The 20,958-nt window shown below is 60.5% G+C and carries 22 protein-coding genes and 1 pseudogene; 5 read left to right on the top strand and 18 right to left on the bottom strand.

What is annotated here, in order from left to right; translation table 11 throughout:
* Positions 1–4: 4 nt before the first annotated feature.
* A complete protein-coding gene (locus LUU92_RS06475) occupies positions 5–1,105 on the bottom strand; it encodes an efflux RND transporter periplasmic adaptor subunit (protein ID WP_257103322.1) in 1,101 nt (366 codons plus the stop codon).
* A 93-nt stretch (positions 1,106–1,198) separates the two neighbouring features.
* Between LUU92_RS06475 and LUU92_RS06470 the strand changes: the two genes are divergently transcribed.
* Positions 1,199–1,852 (top strand): TetR/AcrR family transcriptional regulator, encoded by a 654-nt coding sequence (locus LUU92_RS06470; protein ID WP_222541099.1) that lies wholly within the window; start codon positions 1,199–1,201, stop codon positions 1,850–1,852.
* Between the two features lie 44 nt (positions 1,853–1,896).
* On the opposite strand, the gene LUU92_RS06465 is transcribed toward LUU92_RS06470, so the two are convergent.
* On the bottom strand, positions 1,897–2,679 hold the full coding sequence (locus LUU92_RS06465) for a class I SAM-dependent methyltransferase (protein ID WP_093512231.1): 783 nt from the start codon (positions 2,677–2,679) through the stop codon (positions 1,897–1,899).
* A gap of 96 nt (positions 2,680–2,775) precedes the next feature.
* On the opposite strand from LUU92_RS06465, the gene LUU92_RS06460 reads away from it, so the two are divergent.
* The gene (locus LUU92_RS06460; protein ID WP_092241138.1) at positions 2,776–3,396 is read left to right on the top strand and encodes an energy transducer TonB; all 621 of its coding nucleotides are present in this window, start codon (positions 2,776–2,778) and stop codon (positions 3,394–3,396) included.
* A 3-nt stretch (positions 3,397–3,399) separates the two neighbouring features.
* Here LUU92_RS06460 and LUU92_RS06455 read toward each other — a convergent pair whose 3' ends face one another.
* The 7 genes from LUU92_RS06455 to ppc form a co-directional block, all read right to left on the bottom strand.
* Positions 3,400–4,098 carry an extensin-like domain-containing protein gene (locus tag LUU92_RS06455; RefSeq protein ID WP_257103321.1) on the bottom strand — a complete coding sequence of 233 codons (699 nt, stop codon included), beginning with the start codon at positions 4,096–4,098 and terminating at the stop codon, positions 3,400–3,402.
* Between the two features lie 3 nt (positions 4,099–4,101).
* Positions 4,102–4,929, bottom strand: a complete 828-nt coding sequence (locus LUU92_RS06450; RefSeq protein WP_257103320.1) for an isocitrate lyase/PEP mutase family protein — start codon at positions 4,927–4,929, stop codon at positions 4,102–4,104.
* A 27-nt stretch (positions 4,930–4,956) separates the two neighbouring features.
* Positions 4,957–5,817, bottom strand: coding sequence for a DUF72 domain-containing protein (locus tag LUU92_RS06445; RefSeq protein ID WP_257103319.1), 861 nt, complete (start codon positions 5,815–5,817; stop codon positions 4,957–4,959).
* A complete protein-coding gene (locus LUU92_RS06440; protein ID WP_071488777.1) occupies positions 5,817–6,107 on the bottom strand; it encodes a hypothetical protein in 291 nt (96 codons plus the stop codon). The genes LUU92_RS06445 and LUU92_RS06440 overlap by 1 nt, the downstream gene beginning before the upstream one ends.
* 190 nt (positions 6,108–6,297) lie before the next feature.
* The gene (gene tsaB, locus LUU92_RS06435; protein ID WP_257103318.1) at positions 6,298–6,981 is read right to left on the bottom strand and encodes a tRNA (adenosine(37)-N6)-threonylcarbamoyltransferase complex dimerization subunit type 1 TsaB; all 684 of its coding nucleotides are present in this window, start codon (positions 6,979–6,981) and stop codon (positions 6,298–6,300) included.
* Positions 6,982–7,071: 90 nt separating this feature from the next.
* Positions 7,072–7,719 carry an adenylate kinase gene (adk, locus tag LUU92_RS06430; RefSeq protein WP_257103317.1) on the bottom strand — a complete coding sequence of 216 codons (648 nt, stop codon included), beginning with the start codon at positions 7,717–7,719 and terminating at the stop codon, positions 7,072–7,074.
* Positions 7,720–7,997: 278 nt separating this feature from the next.
* The gene (ppc, locus tag LUU92_RS06425) at positions 7,998–10,625 is read right to left on the bottom strand and encodes a phosphoenolpyruvate carboxylase (protein ID WP_257103316.1); all 2,628 of its coding nucleotides are present in this window, start codon (positions 10,623–10,625) and stop codon (positions 7,998–8,000) included.
* A gap of 184 nt (positions 10,626–10,809) precedes the next feature.
* On the opposite strand from ppc, the pseudogene LUU92_RS06420 reads away from it, so the two are divergent.
* From LUU92_RS06420 to lptF, 3 genes and pseudogenes are all read left to right on the top strand, one after another.
* Positions 10,810–11,154: pseudogene (locus tag LUU92_RS06420) on the top strand (pilin assembly protein).
* Positions 11,155–11,426: 272 nt separating this feature from the next.
* Entirely contained in the window at positions 11,427–11,852 is a 426-nt protein-coding gene (locus LUU92_RS06415) for a DUF4398 domain-containing protein (RefSeq protein ID WP_071488773.1), read from the top strand.
* Between the two features lie 53 nt (positions 11,853–11,905).
* A complete protein-coding gene (gene lptF / locus LUU92_RS06410) occupies positions 11,906–12,691 on the top strand; it encodes a lipotoxin F family OmpA-related lipoprotein LptF (protein ID WP_071488772.1) in 786 nt (261 codons plus the stop codon).
* A gap of 80 nt (positions 12,692–12,771) precedes the next feature.
* Here the strand turns inward: lptF and LUU92_RS06405 are convergent, their stop codons facing one another.
* The 9 genes from LUU92_RS06405 to prfB all read right to left on the bottom strand — a co-directional run bounded on the left by LUU92_RS06405 (position 12,772) and on the right by prfB (position 20,924).
* Positions 12,772–13,128, bottom strand: coding sequence for a hypothetical protein (locus LUU92_RS06405; protein ID WP_130898095.1), 357 nt, complete (start codon positions 13,126–13,128; stop codon positions 12,772–12,774).
* Between the two features lie 182 nt (positions 13,129–13,310).
* Positions 13,311–13,577, bottom strand: coding sequence for a hypothetical protein (locus tag LUU92_RS06400; protein WP_130898094.1), 267 nt, complete (start codon positions 13,575–13,577; stop codon positions 13,311–13,313).
* Positions 13,578–14,301: 724 nt separating this feature from the next.
* Complete coding sequence (locus LUU92_RS06395; RefSeq protein ID WP_064054946.1) at positions 14,302–14,628, bottom strand: PA3694 family proteiin; 327 nt, start codon at positions 14,626–14,628, stop codon at positions 14,302–14,304.
* Complete coding sequence (locus tag LUU92_RS06390) at positions 14,625–15,530, bottom strand: alpha/beta hydrolase (protein WP_071488769.1); 906 nt, start codon at positions 15,528–15,530, stop codon at positions 14,625–14,627. The genes LUU92_RS06395 and LUU92_RS06390 overlap by 4 nt, the downstream gene beginning before the upstream one ends.
* 27 nt (positions 15,531–15,557) lie before the next feature.
* Positions 15,558–16,835, bottom strand: a complete 1,278-nt coding sequence (locus LUU92_RS06385) for a flavohemoglobin expression-modulating QEGLA motif protein (protein WP_071488768.1) — start codon at positions 16,833–16,835, stop codon at positions 15,558–15,560.
* A 21-nt stretch (positions 16,836–16,856) separates the two neighbouring features.
* Entirely contained in the window at positions 16,857–17,405 is a 549-nt protein-coding gene (locus LUU92_RS06380) for a hypothetical protein (protein ID WP_071488767.1), read from the bottom strand.
* 16 nt (positions 17,406–17,421) lie between these two features.
* Positions 17,422–18,138 carry a TetR/AcrR family transcriptional regulator gene (locus LUU92_RS06375; RefSeq protein WP_058425326.1) on the bottom strand — a complete coding sequence of 239 codons (717 nt, stop codon included), beginning with the start codon at positions 18,136–18,138 and terminating at the stop codon, positions 17,422–17,424.
* A gap of 106 nt (positions 18,139–18,244) precedes the next feature.
* A complete protein-coding gene (lysS, locus tag LUU92_RS06370) occupies positions 18,245–19,747 on the bottom strand; it encodes a lysine--tRNA ligase (protein WP_058425327.1) in 1,503 nt (500 codons plus the stop codon).
* Between the two features lie 81 nt (positions 19,748–19,828).
* A protein-coding gene (gene prfB, locus LUU92_RS06365) for a peptide chain release factor 2 (RefSeq protein WP_102591687.1) occupies positions 19,829–20,924 on the bottom strand; the annotation gives its coding sequence in 2 pieces (ribosomal slippage) (positions 19,829–20,851 and positions 20,853–20,924; 1,095 coding nt in all).
* Between the last annotated feature and the right edge of the window lie 34 nt (positions 20,925–20,958).

The raw sequence follows: 20,958 nt of genomic DNA, 5'->3' as shown, positions 1-20,958 counted from the left end.
GGGACTACTCCTTGGCCGCCAGATTCACCACACGGTTGGAGCGGTCCACCGGGCGCACTTGCTGGCCCTCGTGAAGCACGTGCACACCGGCGGCGATCACCCAATCCATCGGGGCCAGGCCTTCCAGGACCGGGACGGTTTTCTCACCGAAGGCACCGATGCGCACCGGCGTGCGCTTGAGCGTGTTGTCGGGCTGGACGCGCCATACGTAGGACGCACCGTTCTCCGCACTGAGGGCAGACAGCGGCACCGACAACGGAACATCGCCGTCGACCTGTATGAATACCCGTGCGCTCTGGCCCAGTTCGGCCGGGACCTTGCCGCCGGTGAACGCCACACGCGCCGCAAACGTGCGCGACTTGGGATCGGCCGCCGGTGACAGCTCGCGAATACGCCCGGTAAAACGCTGATCCGGCTGGCTCCACAACTCCACAGAGACCGGCTGGCCGATCTTGAAGCGGCCGAAACCTTGTTCCGGCAGGCTGATCAGCACTTCGCGCTCACCATCGGTCGCCAGGGTAAACACAGTTTGCCCGGCGGACACCACTTGGCCGACTTCCACCGCACGCTTGGCCACCACCCCGTCCTGAGGTGCACGCAGAACGGCATAGCCGGCCTGGTTGCTGGCCACGTCGAACTCGGCCTTGATCTGCTTGAGGCGTGCTTCACCGGATCGGTAGAGGTTTTCGGAATTATCGTACTGGGAACGGCTGACCATCTGACGGTCCATCAGGGTCTTGTAGCGGTCGCGCTCGGCCCGCACCAGGCTCAGGTTGGCCTCGGCGGCGGCAACCTGGGCGCGGGTCGCTTCCAGCTGCAGGCGCACGTCCTGAGGGTCCAGCTCCGCCAGCGGCTGGTTGGCCTTGACCCGTTCGCCCTCCTCCACCAAACGCTTGCTGACTTTGCCACCGATGCGAAAAGCCAGGTCCGGTTCATAGCGGGCGCGCACTTCGCCGGGGTAGCTGTCCATCGACTGCGAAGAAGGCTGAGGCTGCACCACCATGGCTGGGCGGATGGTAATCTGGGCCGCTTCTTCATGGCCGCAGGCGGCCAACAGCACGACCAAACTGACAGGCAAAGCAAAGGGCAGGAAGGTGCTGCGCATGCTGTAGGACCTTTCGCAAGTAGAGCTAGGAATAATTATACTGGCGGGTATGGTATTAATACCAAACTCGCCAGTCCAGTATTAAAGGTGAAAATGTCCGACAATCCTCTGAACACCAATAGCCCCGGGCGCCCCAAGGACATGGCAAAACGCCAGGCAATCCTCGAAGCAGCGAAAATCCTGTTTTTGAGCAATGGCTACGCCAGTACCAGCATGGACGCGGTGGCACTGGAAGCCGGCGTGTCGAAACTGACCGTCTATAGCCACTTCAACGATAAAGAGACCTTGTTCACCGCCGCGGTGGTGGCCAAGTGCGAAGAACAACTGCCGGTGATGTACTTCGAGTTGCCCGAGGGCATACCCGTACAAACTGTGCTGTTGAATATCGCGCGGGGGTTCCATCGGCTGATCAACAGTGAAGAGTCGGTCAACCTGCATCGCCTGATGATGACCACCGGCAACCAGGACGTGAAACTCTCGCAGATCTTCTTCGAGGCCGGCCCCATGCGCATGCTGCAGGGCATGGAACGCCTGCTCGGCAAGATCGACCAGAGCGGCGCGCTGAGCATCGACAAGCCATTTACGGCGGCCGAGCATTTCTTCTGTCTGCTCAAGGGCACGGCGAATTTCTGCTTGCTGTATGGCTGCGGCGGGCAACTGAGCGAAGAAGCCGCCGAAGCCCATGTACAGGAGGTGGTGGGGCTGTTTATGCGGGCTTATAGGAGAGAGGCAGCGGTAAGTTGTTAGCTGCAAGCTGCAAGTTGAAAGCACTTTAGCTTGCAGCTTGTGGCTTAAGGCTTGAGTGCTTTTTTAGGGTAGATGTCATAGCGACTGGATTTGCCATCCAGCGCATGGCTCGGCTTTGGCCCGTCAATGCACGGCGCCTTGCGCGGGCGCTTGACCACCACCCGGTGGCTGGCCAGGGCCAGGGCGGCGGCCAGTAGCGCGGGGGCGTCAGGATCATCGCCAACCAGCGGCCGGAACAGGCGCATTTCCTTCTTCACCAGGGCAGTTTTCTCACGGTGCGGGAACATCGGGTCGAGGTAGATCACCTGGGGCGGCTCGCCTTCCCAGTTGCGCATCACGTCGATGGAATTGCCCTTGAGCAGCTTCATGCGCGCCACAATCGGCGCCACTTCAAAATCCTCCGCGCCGCGCGCCAGACCGTCTTCGAGTAAGGCGCCGATCAGCGGCTGGCGCTCGATCAGGCTCATCTCGCAACCCAGGCTGGCCAGTACGAAGGCGTCCTTGCCAAGGCCAGCCGTAGCGTCGAGTACCCGTGGGCGCACGCCTTGGGCGATGCCCACGGCCTTGGCGATCATCTGCCCGCTACCGCCCCCATAGAGGCGCCGATGCGCCGCGCCACCCTCGACAAAATCCACGCGCACCGGCCCCGGCGCATCAGGCCCGAGCTGTTGCAATTGCAGGCCATGCTCCCCCACTTGCAGGGAAAAGTCCGCATCCGCCTGCTGCAACGGCAAGCCAAGCCGCTGCGCCCATTGCTCAGCGCGGGCCTGGAAAAACTCGCCCAAGGCCTCGACCCGGATGCGGCTGGCCGCTGGTTGTTCGCTCATCAATCGCTACGCTCAAAAATATTAAGGATCGGCAAACAGCGGCCGATAAAAACAACAGTCAGGTATTTTGCCAGAGCTGAGCGTCGACCGAGAAAAATGTCAGACATTCTTCCCCTAACCATCGGTGTACTGCCGACCCACAACCACTACGGCCTGCGCAATACTCAAGCGCTGGCCGGGGTGAGTCATGTGTGGCAGGACTTCTTCGCCCGGGCACTGGCCGAGCAGCTCGGCGATACGCCGGACACGCTCGCCGTGCAGGCGCCAGCACCGGCGGATCCGGCGGTAGAACCCAGCGAAGGCGCCGACCTGCTGTCGCAGATCCTCACCCAGCGGGAGTGCGACGTGAAAGACACCGAGATTGCCCCGCCAGAGCCGCTGTTCCTGCCGATTGCCGAGTTCGAAACTGACTTGCTGCCACCGGCCGCCACACCGTATCCGGAAGAAGAAATCGTCGCGCAGCAACGCCAGCAGAATTTCGAAAGCGGCTGGGTCCGCCCCATCGTGCTGACGGCCGGCCAGCCGCTGCCGGAACCGGGCCCAGCCCCGGAGCCGCGCCCTCTGCACCTGCCCATCGCAGAATTCGAACTGGACCTGCTGCCTCCACCTGCAACTCCATTCCCGGAAGAAGAGCTGGTCGCGCAACAAAAGGCCCTGGATTTCGATTACTACTGGGCTCGCCCACTGGTCACCCAGAACCTGCGCCTGGCTGCCTGAGTCTCAGCGACACACCCACCAACGGCCCATATCCAGGTGGAAGTGGTTGCGGTGCGCGGCGTTGTAGTCCGGGCCCAGCACGACATTGAAATCATCACAGGCACTGTCGCGGACCTGACGCAGGAACCGCGCCTTATCGCCCTCCCCCGACCAGTCCTTAAGCACGCTGATGCTGCGCCCATCCGCCAGGCGAAAGCCGGCAATATCCAGCGCATTGGCCGACGCATGCTGGCTGAGTCGCCCTTCGGCACGGTTATACATATTGCGACAGGCAAAGCTGCCCAGGTGATCGACCCGCGTCACTGCCTGGCCGAATACCGCCTGGGCCGCCGGTTGCAAGCTGTGACGCTCAAACAAGGCGAACGCCACCGCCAGTGGGCAACTGGCGAGAAAACTGCTGCTCAGCCCCACCGCCGAACCCTGTACGCGCAAGGTATTGCGCAGGGGGCAAGCGGCATCTGCCGGCGAGTCCGCCTGATGACTGACGCGCAGGCCCGAGGTTTCCAGCACCTGGTCGCACAATGCCGGGTCATCCTGCAGACGACCCAATTTGTAGCGGGTCAACACGTTGGGGGTGGCCCGCACGTCCAGCGGCGCCCATGGGTTCCAATCGGCCGGCAGTGGGCCCCATCCACGCCAGACACCCACGGCAACGGCACCCGCAAGGATCAGCAGCGTGCCCATGACTTTGAAAAAACGCACCGCCTAGCCCTTGAAGAACTGGTTGGCCTGACTGAACGGCATCTTGCGCTCGGTAAAGGTGAACGTGCCCCGTTCATACATTTCCTGGGCTGCGCGATAGAACTCACCATAGGCGGCCAACGCCAGCGCCGAGCCGACGCTGATCCGCCGCACGCCCATCTCGCTCAACTGCGCAACGCTCAGGTTCAAGCCGCCGGACATCAACACATTCACCGGCTTGGGCGCCACGGCCTTGACCACCGCCAGCACTTCCTCGGCACTGCGCAGGGCCGGCGCATACAGCACGTCGGCACCGGCTTCGGCGTAGGCTTGCAGACGGCGGATGGTGTCGGGCAAATCCAGGCGGCCATGCAGGAGGTTTTCCGCACGGGCCGTCAGGGTGTAGGCAAAAGGCAGGCTGCGGGCGGCGGCGACGGCGGCTTCCACACGCTCGACCGAAAGATCGAAGGGATAGATCGGGTCGGCGGCAATGCCGGTGGCGTCCTCGATGGAGCCGCCGACAATGCCGACTCCCGCTGCGCGCAGGATGGTCTGGGCGCAGCCTTCAGGGGTGTCGCTGAAGCCGTTTTCCAGGTCGGCGGCCACCGGCAACTTGGTGGCGTTGGCGATCATACCGGCATTGACCAACGTCTCCTCCAGGGACAACGCGCCTTCCGCATCCGGTCGCCCCAGGCTGAACGCGTAGCCTGCACTGGTGGTGGCCAGCGCTTCGAAACCCAGGCTGGCCAACATTACAGCGGAGCCCGCATCCCACGGGTTGGGCATCACGAATGCGCGGTCACGCTCATGCAAGGCCTTGAAGGTTTCGGCGCGAAGGGTTTGGGCATCCATGTCGGGCTCCTGGCGGAAAAAGGAGCCCTAGAGTAACCCCAGTTGCTCCACGGCGGGGGCACGATCCAGCACGGGCAGGGGCTGCAGGCCTGGTAGGCGCGCCATCAGTTGATCGTGGAAACGCAGGGCCAGTTGCGCGGCCAGGCGGTTATCCGAGGTGTGCAGGAACACGTAGGGGGTGCGCCCTTCTTCGATCCAGCCCGCGACTTTTTCCACCCATGGCATCAGGAACGAATCGTTGGCCTCCAATTCGGGATGGCCAATAAAGCGTACCTGGGGAAACTGCGTCAGCGCCGCCGGGCGGGGTGGCACCTTGGGCTTTTTGGATTGGGCGTGCAGCACGGCGGCCGAGGTGGACGTGCAACTGAACAACGCACGCGGATCCAGGCAGATGCGCTCCACGCCGCGGTCACGCAACAAACGGTTAAGCATGCGCTCGGCCTCCCCCTTGGCGAAGAATTCCAGGTGGCGCACTTCCACCGCCATCGGCCGCTCCAGGCCATCGATGAAGCCTGCCAACTCCCCCAGGCGCTGCGGGGTGAAAGACGCGGGCAGTTGCAACCACAGCGGCGATACCCGCTCCCCCAACGGACTCATCAGGCCCACGAAGCTTTCCGCTGCCGGTAGCTGCTCGATCAGGTTGCCACTGTGGCTGATATCACCGGGAAATTTGGCGGTGAAGCGAAAGTCGTCAGGCATGATTTCGGCCCAGCGCTGCACGGTGGCGGCGGAGGGGCGGGCGTAAAACGTGGTATTGCCTTCAACGGCGTTGAAGACCTGGGAGTACAGCGCGAGGTAATCGCTGGAACGAGCATCGGCGGGGTACAGGTACTCGCGCCAGGCATTTTCACTCCAGGACGGGCAACCAAGGTAGTAAGGCAGACGCATCAGATATGGACGTCGAGGCCCAGCACTTCCATATCCCATTCGACAAAGCCGGCGGTGGTCAGGTAGCTGGCCAGGGCGGTGGCGACGCTTTTGCTCATGGAGCGCGGGAAGACCATGTCTTGCTGACGGGCGGGAAGACCGCTGATACGGGCTTGGGCGTTGGCTTGCGCATCGGCTTGGACTTCGATGAAGTCCGGCGAGTCCTCGACCGACTCATCCACCGTGACGTTCGCCTTACGCGGCTTGCGCTTGATTGGGTAAGACTGTGAGGAAAAGCCATCAATACGCATGGGCGCGAACTCGCTATCAGTAATGGCATTTTGGCAGCACCGTCCGTAGTGCGCAAATGCTCTGGTGATAACTAGAACACATAATTTGAAAAAGGTTTAAAACCCAGGGGGAATTCTGACGATTGGTGCAAGTTTGGGGGATTTTAGCGCTGCTTCGCAGCCCAATGCGGGGCAAGCCCGCTCGCCACAATTAAAGGCCGCGCTCTGCCTTGGTCTGCGCCACTTTATCGCGCAGATAGACCGGCGCCGCCTGGTCGGCCGGAATCGCCTCGCCACGCTCAAAGGCAAAACGTGCCAATGTCAGCAAGTCCTCGGCGTGAGGCAACATCGCGGCGTCCTCGCCCACCAACGGCACAGCGAGGCGCTCGCCATACCCCCAACCAGTACCAGCCCCGAACCAATCGCCGCTGGCGTCGGCTGGCAATTGCGATGACTCCGGCGGTTGCACGGCTTCCACGCCGACCAGACGCATCTCGCCCGCCGTTTCGCGGTAGCAGCCCCAATAGACTTCATCCATGCGCGCATCGATAGCCGCCGCCACCTGACGCGCGCCATGTTCACGCAAGGCGCGCTGAGCCAGCACGGCCAGGTTGGACACCGGCAACACCGGACGCTCCAGCGCAAACGCCAGGCCCTGCACCACGCCAATGGCGATACGGACACCCGTGAATGCACCCGGTCCGCGACCGAAGGCGATGGCATCGACCGCAGCCAGAGTGGTGCCGGCGTCTTCCAGCAGTTGCTTGATCATCGGCAACAGCTTCTGCGCGTGCAGGCGCGGGATCACCTCGTAGTGGCTCGTTACCTTGCCATCGTGCAGCAAGGCAACGGAGCAAGCTTCAGTCGCGGTGTCCAGGGCCAGCAGGGTGCTCATCGGTGTAGGTGTCCAAGTCGAAAAAAAGTGCGCCAGTATAAACAACAACGGCCCGCAAGCGGGCCGTTATCCATGAAGCCGGTCGAGGGATCAGCTCAGTGCTTGCAGCACTTTGGCGGTGATCGCCTCAACCGAGCCGACGCCAGGAATGTGGCTGTACTTCGGCTTGCCTTGGGCGACGGACAGCTTCTGGTAGAAGTCCACCAGCGGCTTGGTCTGGGAATGGTAGACCGACAGGCGATGACGCACGGTTTCTTCGGTGTCGTCTTTGCGCTGCACCAGGTCTTCGCCGGTGACGTCGTCCTTGCCTTCCACCTTTGGCGGATTGTAGACGGTGTGATACACGCGGCCCGAGGCTTCGTGGACGCGACGACCGGCGATACGCTGGACGATTTCTTCGTCTTCAACCGCGATTTCGACCACGGCATCCAGCTCGACGCCGGCCTTCACCAGGGCTTCAGCCTGGGGAATGGTGCGCGGGAAGCCGTCGAACAGGAAACCGTTCTTGCAGTCCTCCTGGCTGATGCGTTCCTTGACCAGGTTGATGATCAAGTCATCGGAAACCAGGCCACCGCTGTCCATCACGCTCTTGGCGATCAGGCCCAGCTCGGTGCCGGCCTTGACGGCCGCGCGCAGCATGTCGCCGGTAGAGATTTGTGGAATGCCGAATTTTTCAGTGATGAACTTTGCCTGAGTACCTTTACCGGCCCCGGGAGCTCCCAGCAGAATGACGCGCATTGATGTGCTCCTCAATTTTTTATAGAGATGACGCTCGGATTCGCCGCGGCGGGCCAATCGCGTAAAAATAGAATTCGGGCCGCCCAAACGGCCAAAGGCTGATCAAGATACACAGCAGGCCTTAAGCACACAAGCCGCCAAAAGTCGCAGGAACCCGTGCAGCGCTTACGTCATAGGTAGGGTGTGTCTGGGTGCAACCGGCGCCATAAACGCCGACCGCCCTTTTCAGGGCGGCCGCCGTGGTTTACCTGCAAGCCGTTGAGAACACGCAAAAAACCTTAGCCGGTATTACGCAAACCGGCGGCAATACCGGCCACGGAGACCAGCAGCGCCTGTTCCAGAGGGCTGTCCTGTGCCGCCTCCTGCTGGCGCGAACGCGCCAGCAACTCGGCCTGCAACAGGTGCAGCGGGTCGAGGTAGGTGTTGCGCAGGCGGATGAACTCCAGGGTGTCCGGGCTATGGGCCAGCAGCTGCGACTGGCCAGTCAGGCCAAGCACCACCTTGCAGGCCTGCGACAATAGGTCGCGCAAATGCGCACCCAGTGGCAACAGGTCCGGCTGCACCAGACGCTCGTCATACAGGCGGGCGATGTCGGCATCGGCCTTGGCCAGCACCATTTCCAGCATGTCGATGCGGGTGCGGAAGAACGGCCACTGCTCACGCATCTGCCCCAGCAAGTCGCCTTCACCACGTTCCAGGGCCTTGCTCAGCGCCGCTTCCCAGCCCAGCCAGGCGGGCAGCATAAGACGGGTCTGGGTCCAGCCGAAGATCCACGGAATCGCACGCAGGCTTTCAATCCCGCCCGCACGGCGCTTGGCCGGGCGGCTGCCCAACGGCAAACGGCCCAGCTCTTGTTCCGGCGTGGACTGGCGGAAATACTCGACGAACTGCGGATTCTCGCGCACCACGGCGCGGTAAGCGCTGACACCGTCTGCCGCCAATTCGTCCATCAAATGGCGCCAGGCCGGTTCGGGCGGCGGCGGCGGCAACAGGGTCGCCTCCAACACGGCGGCCAGGTAAAGGTTGAGGTTCTGCTCGGCAATATCCGGCAGGCCGAACTTGAAGCGGATCATCTCGCCCTGTTCGGTGGTACGGAAGCGCCCCGCCACCGACCCAGGCGGCTGCGACAGGATCGCCGCGTGGGCCGGGCCGCCGCCACGCCCCACGGTGCCACCACGACCGTGGAATAACAGCAGTTCCACTTGCTGTTCACGGCAGATATCCACCAGGCGTTCCTGCGCCCGGTACTGCGCCCAGGCAGCGGCAGTGGTGCCGGCGTCCTTGGCCGAATCCGAGTAGCCGATCATCACTTCCTGCGGGCCTTGCAGCCGCGCGCGGTAGCCCGGCAGCAGCAACAGTTGCTCGATCACCGGGCCGGCGTTATCCAGGTCGGCCAGGGTTTCGAACAGCGGCACCACGCGCATCGGCCGTTGCACGCCTGACTCTTTAAGCAGCAACTGCACCGCCAGCACGTCCGACGCAGCGCCAGCCATGGAGATGACATACGAGCCCAGGGACGCCGCCGGGGCCGCGGCGATTTCCTTGCAGGTGTTGAGCACCTCGGCGGTATCCGCCGACGGTTTGAAATAACCCGGCAGCAACGGTCGACGGTTGGCCAGCTCCTTCATCAGGAAGCTGATGCGCATCTCTTCGTTCCAGTCCTCGTAGCGACCGAGACCAAGATAATCGGTGATTTCGGTCATGGCCGCGCAATGGCGACTGGAATCCTGGCGCACATCCAACCGCACCAGGAACAGGCCGAAAGTCACCGCCCGCCGCAGGCAATCGAGCAACGGCCCATCGGCGATCACGCCCATGCCGCATTCGTGCAGCGACTGGTAGCACAGCTCCAGCGGCTCCAGCAGGTCGCGGTTGTTCTGCAATACCTCGGCAGGCGCTGGCGTGCTGCTGCTCAACGCCGTATGCGCCCATTGGCGCGTGGCACGCAGGCGTTCACGCAGTTGCTTGAGCAAGGCACGATAGGGTTCGACGCTGTCGCCGACCCTGGCCTGCAACGCCGGGCTGGCGCGCTGCATCGACAGCTCGGAGGCCAGGTGATCGATATCGCGCAAGTACAAGTCGGCCGCCATCCAGCGCGCCAGCAGCAACACTTCGCGGGTGACCGGTGCAGTGACATTCGGGTTGCCGTCACGATCGCCGCCCATCCACGACGCAAAGCGGATCGGCGCCGCTTCCAGCGGCAAGCGCAGGCCTGTGGCGGCGTGCAGGGCCTGGTCGGCCTTGCGCAGGTAATTGGGAATAGCGTGCCACAGCGAATGCTCGATCACCGCGAACCCCCACTTGGCTTCGTCTACCGGCGTGGGCCGGCTGCGGCGGATTTCTTCGGTGTGCCAGGCCTCGGCGATCAAGCGTTGCAGGCGTTGGCGGATCTGCTCACGCTCGGCCGTGGTGAGGTCGCGGTGATCCTGCAGTGCCAATTGGGCGGCGATGGCATCGTATTTCTGGATCAGGGTGCGGCGCGCCACTTCAGTGGGGTGGGCGGTGAGGACCAGCTCGATCTCCAGGCGCCCCAATTGGCGGGCCAGGGATTCGTTGCTGTGGCCTTCGGCTTGCAGGCGCGCCAGCAACTCAGGCAATACGCGGGATTCGAAGGGTGCCGGCTGCGACTCATCGCGTCGATGAATCAGCTGATACTGCTCGGCAATGTTGGCCAGGTTGAGGAACTGGTTGAAGGCACGGGCGACCGGTAGCAGCTCATCTTCCTGCAACTGGTTGAGGCTGGTGCTCAGTTCATCGCCTGCGCCACGGCGGTCGGCCTTGGCGCCCTTGCGGATCTGCTCGATCTTGTCGAGGAAATCATCGCCGTATTGCTCTCGAATGGTGTTGCCCAACAGCTCACCCAGCAGGTGAACATCCTCACGCAAGCGTGCATCGATATCACTCATCAGCCAATCTCCAGCCAGAAATCCGGGACGCGCAGGTTTGCCAGAGTGCCGCCAGCGCTCATTTATGACAAGACTTTAAACCTTGCGAGTTGCAGCTAGTCTCAACACTAAGTCGCCGCGCTTATCCGCGCGAGCGGCGGGTCACTCATCACCGCCTGCTATCGCGGGCTTTACTGAGGTTGCCATGAAAATCCGAGAACTGGCCCAGCATTGGGAAGAGAACGCCAAGGGTCGCCTGACCAAGACCGAGTACGCCATCCATCTGGATGTGGAAGCTGCGGCACGCCTGGCAGCGATCGCCGAGATGTACCCCAAGCGCAGCACCGAAGAACTGCTCGGCGAACTGATCGGCGCCGCACTGGAAGAGCTGGAAGCCAGCTTTCCGTATATCAAGGGGCAGCAGGTGATCGCGACTGATGAAGAGGGCGACCCGCTGTAGGAAGATGTCGGCCCTACTCCGCGCTTTCTGACGCTGTCGCGTCGCTATCTGCATGACTTATCAGCGAGCGGCGACAAACCGAAACACTGAAATCCTCGTACAACCCCCTTGTATTCCGGGCTCTTTACGAGCCCGAAGTACCGCTGCGCAACGCAGAAGTTCCAAGTTTTTTTCGCTGACCAGACAGTCAGATATTTTTTTAGGCAAATCGCCATCTTCTCTGAACTTTTGAAAAAAGCCTCCGGTCACAGCCAGTAAGCCATCACTTGGAACGGCCGTTTTAAAGGGCTTTTTGTACATCACCCTGAAGCCCCAGCCGAGTACCAGTGACATGGATTTTGATGTTTTTCAGGAGTTATCCAATGGAGTTGAAGACGATGAAGACCAGCACTGCCAAATCCTCGTTTAACCACCTGCGCGGGCTCAAATTGGCCGCGCTGGCAATCGGCACCAGCTTCGTTCTGGCGGGCTGCGCCGGCAACCCTCCGACCGAGCAGTACGCGGTGACCCAGTCCGCAGTCAACAGCGCAGTCAGCGCTGGCGGCACTGAGTTTGCGGCTGTGGAAATGAAGTCGGCCCAGGACAAGCTCAAAGAAGCTGAAATCGCCATGCACGACAAGAACTACGACAAAGCTCGCCAGTTGGCTGAACAAGCCGAGTGGGACGCTCGCGTCGCAGAGCGCAAGGCCCAGGCTGCCAAGGCTCAACAGGCTGTGAAGGATTCCCAGAAGGCTGTTGACGAACTGCGTAGGGAAGGCATGCGTCCGGCTGCTATCCAGCAGAAGTAAGACGCCCCTTGACTGCTTCGCACTTGATATCGAATTGAAAGGACGACACGACTATGCGTAAACAATTGATGATCCCTGCCCTGCTGGCGATGAGCGTTGCCCTGGCGGCCTGCTCCACCCCGCCTAACGCGAACCTGGAAAACGCACGGACCAACTTCTCTTCCCTGCAGACCAACCCGCAGGCCACCAAGCTCGCGGCGCTGGAGACCAAAGACGCCAGCGAATGGCTGGACAAGGCAGACAAGGCCTACCGCGACAAGGAAGACGAGAAGAAAGTTGACCAACTCGCCTACCTGACCAACCAGCGCGTTGAAGTGGCCAAAGACACCATCGTGCTGCGCGAATCCGAAGCCAAGCTGAAAAATGCCGGTGACGAACGCGCCCGCGCCCTGCTGGAAGCCCGTGACGCACAGATCAAACAACTGCAAGACAGCTTGAACGCCAAGCAGACCGATCGTGGCACCCTGGTGACCTTCGGTGACGTGCTGTTCGCCACCAACAAGTCCGACCTGAAATCCAGCGGCCTGGTGAACATCACCAAGCTGGCGCAGTTCCTGCGCGATAACCCGGACCGTAAAGTGATCGTCGAAGGCTACACCGACAGCACCGGTTCCGATGCGTACAACCAGAGCCTGTCGGAGCGTCGTGCGGCCTCCGTACAACGCGCACTGGCGCAACAGGGCGTGGATATCTCGCGCATCGTGACCCAGGGCTATGGCAAGGAATACCCGGTTGCCGATAACGGCAGCGTATCGGGCCGCGCCATGAACCGCCGCGTTGAAGTGACCATCTCCAACGACAACCAGCCGGTCAAGCCACGGTCTTCCGTCGCTAACTGATCGCTGGATGCACTAAAAAGCCCCATCTATATATAGACGGGGCTTTTTCATTTCTTGTGTATTTGAAAGGCCTTGAGATTTCAGTAATTAACACCGATGTGGCGATTGCCGTTCTGACCAGAGTTAATATAGCTGCTGAAGCCCCCGGAGTTACCGTTGTTCCCGTAGTTTCCGTAGTTGCTGGAACCCCCGTAATACCCCGGCGATTCCATCCATCGCCCAATCATCTCGTTGCCGTTCTGCCCATGATTTTCATAGCGACTGCGCGCGCCGCCATTTCCGTTATTGCCGTAGTTGCCATAATTTCCGCTATCGCGACTCACCTGGGAGCCCCTCCATACCCGTTGCCCTCCGAAGGGCTTCCAAGTGTATTCATCGGGAGAGAAGGTGTTGAAGTGATTGTAATGTTGATATCGCGACATTAATAGTTGAGTCATCTTGACACCCTATACAAACTAAATAATTTATAAAATCACGACATAATAAGCTGCACTGTACAGTCCGAACTACGCCGTCACCTGTAGTGGTGCATCGCAGCACAGTTCGTTTCGGGCGTCCTTAAAAACAAAACACCCTATGTACGTGAGTGCGTTACTAATACGGTCAAGGCCTTGACGCGTCAGGCTTGAATACCGTGGGCCAGGCGATGCTGGTTGAATCTGGCGCTTGCAGAGTTTCGAAGATTGCCATTACTGCCATGATTGGCATAACGACTGTCACTTCCGCTGTTACCGTTATTTCCATAATTTCCGAAATTGCCGTTATTCATACTGCCGTTGCCGCTATTGACATGCACACCCACCTGCGCCGATTTAACATCCCCGACACGCACATAATTGGTGTTGAATACATACTTGATATAGTTGACCGTATGCGGCTGCTTCAAAACCGACGGCTGAGCCCCAGGCGTCCGCCCCCTATGCTGGACTATCCGGTGATTCGCAGGTTGAACGCCAGCGTAACGGGGTCGCTGGCTTGGTTGATACCCGGGATAATGATATGTATTACTTCCACACCGCCCACCTGTACCCTGCCCCATGACAACATTCCATGCGGTGTTAATAGTCGCGAGGGTATTCGTGAATACCGTACTCATCAACGAGTCCAATCTCATCGTGCTACTCCAAATGTATTTTCCATGAGTCCGGGTATGATTTCCTGACCGATATAGCAGTGGTCGTCGATAACTATCGGTTCCCAACCGTATCTCCTGGTAATAAATTATGGAGCAGCGCGTTCAGTCACTTCCTCCCTACCGCTGATGAGTCGATTGGAGAGAAACAAAAAACCCATCAAAAATGATGGGTTTTCTCACACTTAGAATTTGATCTGACTTTTGTCGCTTTCGAAGCCTGCATACCCAGGTTTCTCTTGGCACTGCTCCCCCCGATCCTTTTGCGCGATGTCATCGGCGCCCCCTCCAAGCGCTTCAACGAGCTCCTGCATCCTGGACATCTCCAACCACCTGTCTATCGCACTTATCTCGCCTAACTTGACCATGATTCTCCCCCGGCTGGCCGTTCGCAAATTTCCATCACGAACGCTGACAAGCCATTGAGTGGCCGCCTACGCGAAACGGTTCCAGATATTTCAGGCGCGATGCGTCCGGCTTACTGCTGGAGTTGTGGTGTTTCCTGTCCCAGGCAGCGCACAGCCTGTTTCTTGTTATTCACCAGCACACCACTCAAGCCTTTCTGCTCAGTGTCGAACATCACCAGTACACCATCCACGCACTGCGCCACCTGGGCAGCTGGCGTCAGGGAGATCTTATAGTCCTCGCCAGGCACGGTCTTGAGCAGAGTGAAGTCGCTGAGCAACAACGCATCTTCCGGCTTGGCGAAGTGCAGGTAGCCGTAGTACCACAGGCAACCTACGGTACCGATGATGGTGCCGATACCGGTGAGGATCAGCGGGATCATGTTGCGTTCTTCACTCATTGCGGGCTCTCTGATGAGTCAACTTTAGGAATCGGATAATTCGGGATTTCGCCCAGGCGACGCAGACCGTTGAAATGCTGAGGGTCATCCAGGTAACGCAGCATCACGGTTTGCCAGGTCTTGTCGGCAAAGGTCTGCACATGGCCGCCTCGGGTCAGTTGCAACACCCTGGGTGGCGGTGCGGCCTGGTACAGGCGGATCCCGTTGGCTACCGGCACGATCGGGTCATCCAGGCTGTGGAACAGCAGTTTGGGTACACCTGTCAGCTGGGGCATGGCATGGATGGCGCTGTCAGCGTCCGGGACCAGCCAGGACAACGGCACCTGAAACGGCCATGTTAACCAGGAGGTGCTCAGGGCGAATTGTCCTACGTCACGATAACTGGCGGGCACGCCGTCCAACACCAGCGCCTTGAGCCGCGATTGGCGCTCAGGGTGGGCGGCCAGGTAGTGCACCGCCAATGCGCCGCCCAGGCTCTGGCCCAGTACTATCAACGGCTGGCCCTGGGTTTCGGGAGCCTTGTCGATCCATTGGAACGCCGCGTCCACATCCTGGTAGATCGCCGGCAACGACGGCTTCCCCTCCGACAAGCCATAACCGCGATAGTCCACCAACAGCACTTGGTAGCCCTGCTCGGGCAACCACCAACTGCCGCCCAGATGCCAGGCCAGATTGCCGCCGTTGCCATGCAGGTGCAGCACCGTTCCCTTGAGCGGCACTCCGGGTTTGGCCGGTAGCCACCAGGCGTGGAGCTTTACGCCGTCGGCAGTGGTGAGGGTGACGTCACGGTAGTGAAGGTGAGCTTTTTCCGGCGTGAACGGCAGGCCGGGCTCGGGGTAGAACAGCAGGGAACTGCAGCCGTTCAATGTGAGTAGCAGGCACAGAATGCCGAGGATTCTCATCCGTTGAAGCCTCGCGAATAGCACGGTTTAAAGGATATTGGAGTAATCCGCCTCGATCCGATCCAGGCTCAGGTGGTTGAGGAAGTTGGAGAAGCACATCCACGCCGCCAGCGCGTTCATGTCGCGGAACTGCTCGGGCAGGTACTTGGGTGGCACCACCAGGCCTTCGTCGACCAGTTGGCGCAGAGTACGCATGTCTTCCAGGGTGGTCTTGCCGCAGAACAGCAGCGGCACTTGTTCCAGCTTGCCTTTGCGCACGGCCAGCTGGATGTAGTTGTAGACCATGATAAAGCCCTTGAGGTAGGACAGGTCCTTGGTGAACGGCAGACCGGTCGGCACCGAACCACGGAAAACACGACTGGCGTTGCCGTAGCTTTCAGCCATCTCAAAGCCTTGCTCGCGGAAGAACTCGAACACCTGCAGGAAGTCGGCGCCCTCTTCCACCATATGGATGGCGCGGGTGCGGTTGGTCAACTTGCGCAGGCGGCTCGGGTAGGAGGCGAAGGTGATGATCTCCATCAAAATCGCCAAACCTTCCTGGGTCACGGTGGACGAGGGCGGGCCCTTGGACAGGAAGGTGCAGATCGGCTGGTTCTGGCCATTGAGGGTAGTGCCGACATGCACCAGGCCTTCATGCACTTCCAGGGCGCGCACGTCGCGGTCGTTGAACATCGCGTCGGCGCGGATCTTGATGTAGTCGGCGCCCGCTGCGGCGTCAGCGACAATACCGTCGGACTCGAACACGCGGATGGTCTCTTCGGCCTCACCGAACACCTTGTTCAGGCGGGTTTGCAACAAGGCGACGGCGTCCTTGGCGGTGAGGTTCTTGGCCTCATCCTTCAGGTCACCACGGCCGTCGATATTGTTAAGGTAATCGGACAGCATCAGGCCCAAGTCAGCCAGAGTCGGGTCGCCGGCGTGAAACGCATCGGAGGCAGCGCCATACAGCTCCTGGGAAATCAGGCCGAAATCCTCGGTACCACGCGCTTCGAGCATGCGCACCACCATGCGGTATTCCTTGCACATGCGGCGCATGATCTGCCCCACCGGGCTGAACTGGCCGAGGCAGCGGGTGATGTCGCGCTCGATGTTCTGGAACTCCAGCTTCACCGCGCTGGAGTCGAACGACAGTGGCCGATTGAGGTAGTAGTCGCGGCTCACCGCCGGCATTTCCTTGCCCTTGGCCTTTAGGAATCCCTGGCGAATGTTTTCGTCCCACTTCACGGCGTCGAGGACGCGAATCGGTGTTTGCGCCAGCACAATGCGATCAGACAAGGTGCGTATCGTCTGCTGGTAATCGTCCACCCGGTGCTTCCTCTTTAAACGTTATTTGCCCGCGCGCTGGTAGCGCACGGCTTCCACGAATACATCGGCATTGGCCGGGTCATCCAGGTAGGCAAACACCTGGTCCAAGGGACTGTCGACCAGCACCCCGGCGCCCTCGACCGTGTCCACGGTGCTGCCGTGCAACGCCTGCTGGCCTATCGCTTGGTGGATCTGCTCAAGGTCGAGGTTGTAGACCACCAATTCGTGCTTTTCGTTGATCTCAAACCCCGCCAGGATGAAATGCCCACCCAGCTTGGCCGGCAGCGGCGCCGACAAATACCAGCGGCTGCCATGGCGCGAAACGCTAAACAGGTATTCGTCACGCTGGCCGGGCTTGGCTGTAGGGTAGCTCACGGCTTTATAGCGGTGTTCACCAACGGCACTGATATGCAGATTGAGCGGCTCGCCCCAGGCATTTTTGCTCGACCACTGGCCGAGCAGGGCCGGCGGCGCGGCCTCATGGGCTGGCAGCGGGTCCTTGAAGGTCACCAGGCAACCGCTGAGCAACAGGAACGACAAGGCGATTGCAACCACACGCCAGGCTTTCATTGGACATCCCCCGGTGTCAGACCGAAGCCAACACCAAATGCATATAGCGCTTGAGGATCTCAAGCATCTCTTCACCGGTCAGAGGCTCTGCGCTGCCCAGCAGGCCCTGATATTCCATCCGACTGATTATCGCCGTCAACACTTTGGCATCCTGTTGCGGCTCGCGCGAGCCCAACACCTGGAAGAACTGCCCGGTCCCCTGCAACAGAATCTGCTGGTGGGAACGCACCAACTCCGCCAGGCGCGGGTTGAGCAGGGCTTCCTGGCGAAACGCCTGCTCGGCCATCAGGTGTTCACGGCGGTTGGTCAATTGGCGCAGGACGTAATCAGCGGTCAGCCGTGCAATGTCATCGGCCAGTTGTGAACGCGATTCGGGGCTGCCATCGCCATAGGCGACCATTTCGCGCAGCAGGCCTTCGTTACGCACCCACAGCTTGCCCATGAATGCGGCGCTGCGCTCGACGTATTGGGCGAAGGTATCGGTGAGCAGGTCATCGATATCCTTGAAGTAATAGGTGGTGGCGGACAGGGGCACGCCCGCCTCCGCCGCCACCGCTCGATGGCGCACGGCCCGTACGCCGTCACGTACCACGATGCGCATGGCCGCATCGAGAATGTCTTGCCTGCGTTGCTCGCTGCCCCGACGACTGGCCTTGCGGCCCTGGTACTGGACGCTTTCAGCCACGGCAGCGGCAATGCCGGCGGCGCCTTCTTGAGCGGTTACGCGGTTCACGACACACATCCTTGAATAGATCAAAACCTGGCGCTGTTTGCTTGACGCTTATTAACGCCACATAAAAAAGCCGCCTTATAAAAGGCGGCTTCGGATTTCGCTACGGTTACGCTTGTGGCCGCATGTGCGGGAACAAGATCACGTCGCGGATCGATGGCGAGTTGGTCAGCAGCATCACCAGGCGGTCGATGCCGATCCCTTCACCGGCGGTCGGCGGCATGCCGTATTCCAGGGCGCGGACGAAGTCGGCATCGTAATGCATGGCTTCGTCGTCGCCGGCGTCCTTGTCGGCCACCTGGGCCATGAAGCGCTCGGCCTGGTCTTCCGCGTCGTTCAACTCGGAGTAGGCGTTGGCGATCTCACGGCCGCCGATGAACAGCTCGAAACGGTCAGTGACGTTCGGGTTGTCGTCGTTGCGACGGGCCAGCGGCGACACTTCGAACGGGTACTGGGTAATGAAGTGCGGCTGTTCCAGCTTGTGCTCCACCAACTCTTCGAAAATCATCACCTGCAATTTGCCCAGGCCTTCGAAGCCCAGCACCTTGGCGCCGGCTTTCTTGGCGATGGCGCGGGCCTTGTCGATGTCGTTCAGGTCGTCGGCGGTCAGTTCAGGGTTGTACTTGAGGATCGAGTCGAACACCGACAGGCGCACGAACGGCTCGCCGAAGTGGAACACCTTGTCGCCGTACGGCACGTCGGTGCTGCCCAGGACCAGCTGCGCCAGTTCGCGGAACAGTTCTTCGGTCAGGTCCATGTTGTCTTCGTAGTCGGCGTAGGCCTGGTAGAACTCCAACATGGTGAATTCTGGGTTGTGACGGGTCGAAACGCCTTCGTTACGGAAATTGCGGTTGATCTCGAAGACTTTTTCGAAGCCGCCAACCACCAGGCGCTTGAGGTACAGCTCCGGCGCGATACGCAGGAACATTTCCATGTCCAGGGCATTGTGGTGGGTTTCGAACGGCTTGGCTGCGGCGCCGCCAGGAATGGTCTGCAGCATCGGCGTTTCGACTTCCAGGAAGTCGCGCTTCATCAGGAAGCTGCGGATGTGCGCGATCACTTGCGAACGCACGCGGAAGGTCTGGCGTACTTCTTCGTTGACGATCAGGTCAACGTAGCGCTGGCGGTAGCGCTGTTCGGTATCGGTCAGGCCGTGGTGCTTGTCCGGCAGTGGGCGCAGCGACTTGGTCAGCAGGCGCACGTTGGTCATTTCCACGTACAGGTCGCCCTTGCCGGAACGGGCCAGGGTGCCTTCGGCGGCGATGATGTCGCCCATGTCCCAGGTTTTCACCGAGGCCAGGGTTTCTTCCGACAAGGTCTTGCGGTTGACGTAGACCTGGATACGCCCGGTCATGTCCTGGATCACCATGAACGAGCCACGGTTGAGCATGATGCGACCTGCCACCTTGACCGGGATCGCAGCCTCTGCCAGTTCTTCCTTGGTCTTGTCCGCGTACTGTTTCTGCAAGGCATCGCAGTAGTTTTCGCGGCGGAAGTCGTTGGGGAAGGCATTGCCCTTGGCGCGCTCGGCAGCAAGCTTTTCCTTGCGCAGGGCGATCAGGGAGTTTTCTTCCTGTTGCAGGGCTTGCGGGTCGAGTTGTTGGTCGCTCATGTCTTTTGAAATTCCATCACAGATACGTTTTCCCCAGCCTTCGGCTGGGGATCGCGGGCAAGCCCGCTCCTACAAGGTTCTTTAGAGGCCGGATTTCAGGCTGGCTTCCAGGTATTCGTCGATATCGCCGTCGAGCACCTTGTCACAGTCGCTGCGTTCGATGTTAGTGCGCAGATCCTTGATCCGCGACGCATCCAGCACATAAGAGCGGATCTGGTGACCCCAGCCGATGTCCGACTTGGTGTCTTCCAGCGCCTGGGATGCGGCGTTGCGTTTCTGCATTTCCTGCTCGTACAACTTGGCCCGCAGCATTTTCATGGCGGTGTCCTTGTTGGCGTGCTGGGAACGTTCGTTCTGGCAGCTGACCACGGTGTTGGTCGGTACGTGGGTGATACGTACGGCCGAGTCGGTGGTGTTTACGTGCTGGCCACCGGCACCGGAGGAGCGGTAGGTGTCGATGCGCAGGTCGGCCGGGTTGATCTCGATCTCGACCTTGTCGTCGATCTCCGGCGAGACGAACACCGCGCAGAACGAGGTGTGGCGACGGTTGCCGGAGTCGAACGGGCTCTTGCGCACCAGGCGGTGCACGCCGATTTCGGTACGCAGCCAGCCAAAGGCGTACTCACCCTTGATGTGCACGGTCGCGCCCTTGATTCCGGCAACTTCACCGGCGGACAGCTCCATGATGGTCGCTTCGAAACCGCGCTTGTCCGCCCAGCGCAGGTACATGCGCAACAGGATGTTGGCCCAGTCCTGGGCCTCGGTGCCACCGGAACCGGCCTGGATGTCCAGGTAGGCGTTGTTCGGGTCCATTTCATGGCTGAACATGCGGCGGAATTCAAGCTTGGCGAGGTTTTCCTCGAGACGGGCCAGCTCGGCGACGACATCGCCCACTGCGCCTTCGTCGTTTTCTTCGACGGCCATGTCCAGCAGGTCACGGCAATCGGCCAGACCGGTGTTCAGCTCGTCGAGGGTATCGACGATCTGCGCCAGCGCAGCGCGCTCGCGCCCCAGTTCCTGGGCGTATTCAGGTTTGTTCCAGACAGCAGGATCTTCAAGCTCGCGATTGACTTCGGTCAGACGCTCATGCTTTTGATCGTAGTCAAAGATACCCCCGAATAGTTTCGGAGCGCTCGGACAGGTCCTTGATGGTGTTAAGGATCGGGTTGATTTCCATGGCGGGCAGCACTCGTTGGCGAACTTTTGAAAGC

Origin of the sequence: Pseudomonas extremorientalis (genome assembly GCF_024584605.1) — a bacterium.
Taxonomy (GTDB): domain Bacteria; phylum Pseudomonadota; class Gammaproteobacteria; order Pseudomonadales; family Pseudomonadaceae; genus Aquipseudomonas; species Aquipseudomonas extremorientalis.
Note: the sequence above shows the minus strand (reverse complement) of the source record. Positions and strands in the feature narration are given on the sequence as shown.

What these genes read in the sequence shown, in the direction of transcription:
- ppc (WP_257103316.1), bottom strand. Translation starts at nt 10,625, where the DNA reads ATGAGTGATATCGATGCACGCTTGCGTGAGGATGTTCACCTGCTGGGT.
- LUU92_RS06390 (WP_071488769.1), bottom strand. Translation starts at nt 15,530, where the DNA reads ATGAGAATCCTCGGCATTCTGTGCCTGCTACTCACATTGAACGGCTGC.
- LUU92_RS06415 (WP_071488773.1), top strand. Translation starts at nt 11,427, where the DNA reads ATGGAGTTGAAGACGATGAAGACCAGCACTGCCAAATCCTCGTTTAAC.
- LUU92_RS06465 (WP_093512231.1), bottom strand. Translation starts at nt 2,679, where the DNA reads ATGAGCGAACAACCAGCGGCCAGCCGCATCCGGGTCGAGGCCTTGGGC.
- LUU92_RS06395 (WP_064054946.1), bottom strand. Translation starts at nt 14,628, where the DNA reads ATGAGTGAAGAACGCAACATGATCCCGCTGATCCTCACCGGTATCGGC.
- LUU92_RS06440 (WP_071488777.1), bottom strand. Translation starts at nt 6,107, where the DNA reads ATGCGTATTGATGGCTTTTCCTCACAGTCTTACCCAATCAAGCGCAAG.
- LUU92_RS06445 (WP_257103319.1), bottom strand. Translation starts at nt 5,817, where the DNA reads ATGCGTCTGCCTTACTACCTTGGTTGCCCGTCCTGGAGTGAAAATGCC.
- LUU92_RS06450 (WP_257103320.1), bottom strand. Translation starts at nt 4,929, where the DNA reads ATGGATGCCCAAACCCTTCGCGCCGAAACCTTCAAGGCCTTGCATGAG.
- LUU92_RS06405 (WP_130898095.1), bottom strand. Translation starts at nt 13,128, where the DNA reads ATGACTCAACTATTAATGTCGCGATATCAACATTACAATCACTTCAAC.
- LUU92_RS06380 (WP_071488767.1), bottom strand. Translation starts at nt 17,405, where the DNA reads ATGAAAGCCTGGCGTGTGGTTGCAATCGCCTTGTCGTTCCTGTTGCTC.
- LUU92_RS06470 (WP_222541099.1), top strand. Translation starts at nt 1,199, where the DNA reads ATGTCCGACAATCCTCTGAACACCAATAGCCCCGGGCGCCCCAAGGAC.
- adk (WP_257103317.1), bottom strand. Translation starts at nt 7,719, where the DNA reads ATGCGCGTCATTCTGCTGGGAGCTCCCGGGGCCGGTAAAGGTACTCAG.
- lysS (WP_058425327.1), bottom strand. Translation starts at nt 19,747, where the DNA reads ATGAGCGACCAACAACTCGACCCGCAAGCCCTGCAACAGGAAGAAAAC.
- LUU92_RS06460 (WP_092241138.1), top strand. Translation starts at nt 2,776, where the DNA reads ATGTCAGACATTCTTCCCCTAACCATCGGTGTACTGCCGACCCACAAC.
- lptF (WP_071488772.1), top strand. Translation starts at nt 11,906, where the DNA reads ATGCGTAAACAATTGATGATCCCTGCCCTGCTGGCGATGAGCGTTGCC.
- LUU92_RS06475 (WP_257103322.1), bottom strand. Translation starts at nt 1,105, where the DNA reads ATGCGCAGCACCTTCCTGCCCTTTGCTTTGCCTGTCAGTTTGGTCGTG.
- tsaB (WP_257103318.1), bottom strand. Translation starts at nt 6,981, where the DNA reads ATGAGCACCCTGCTGGCCCTGGACACCGCGACTGAAGCTTGCTCCGTT.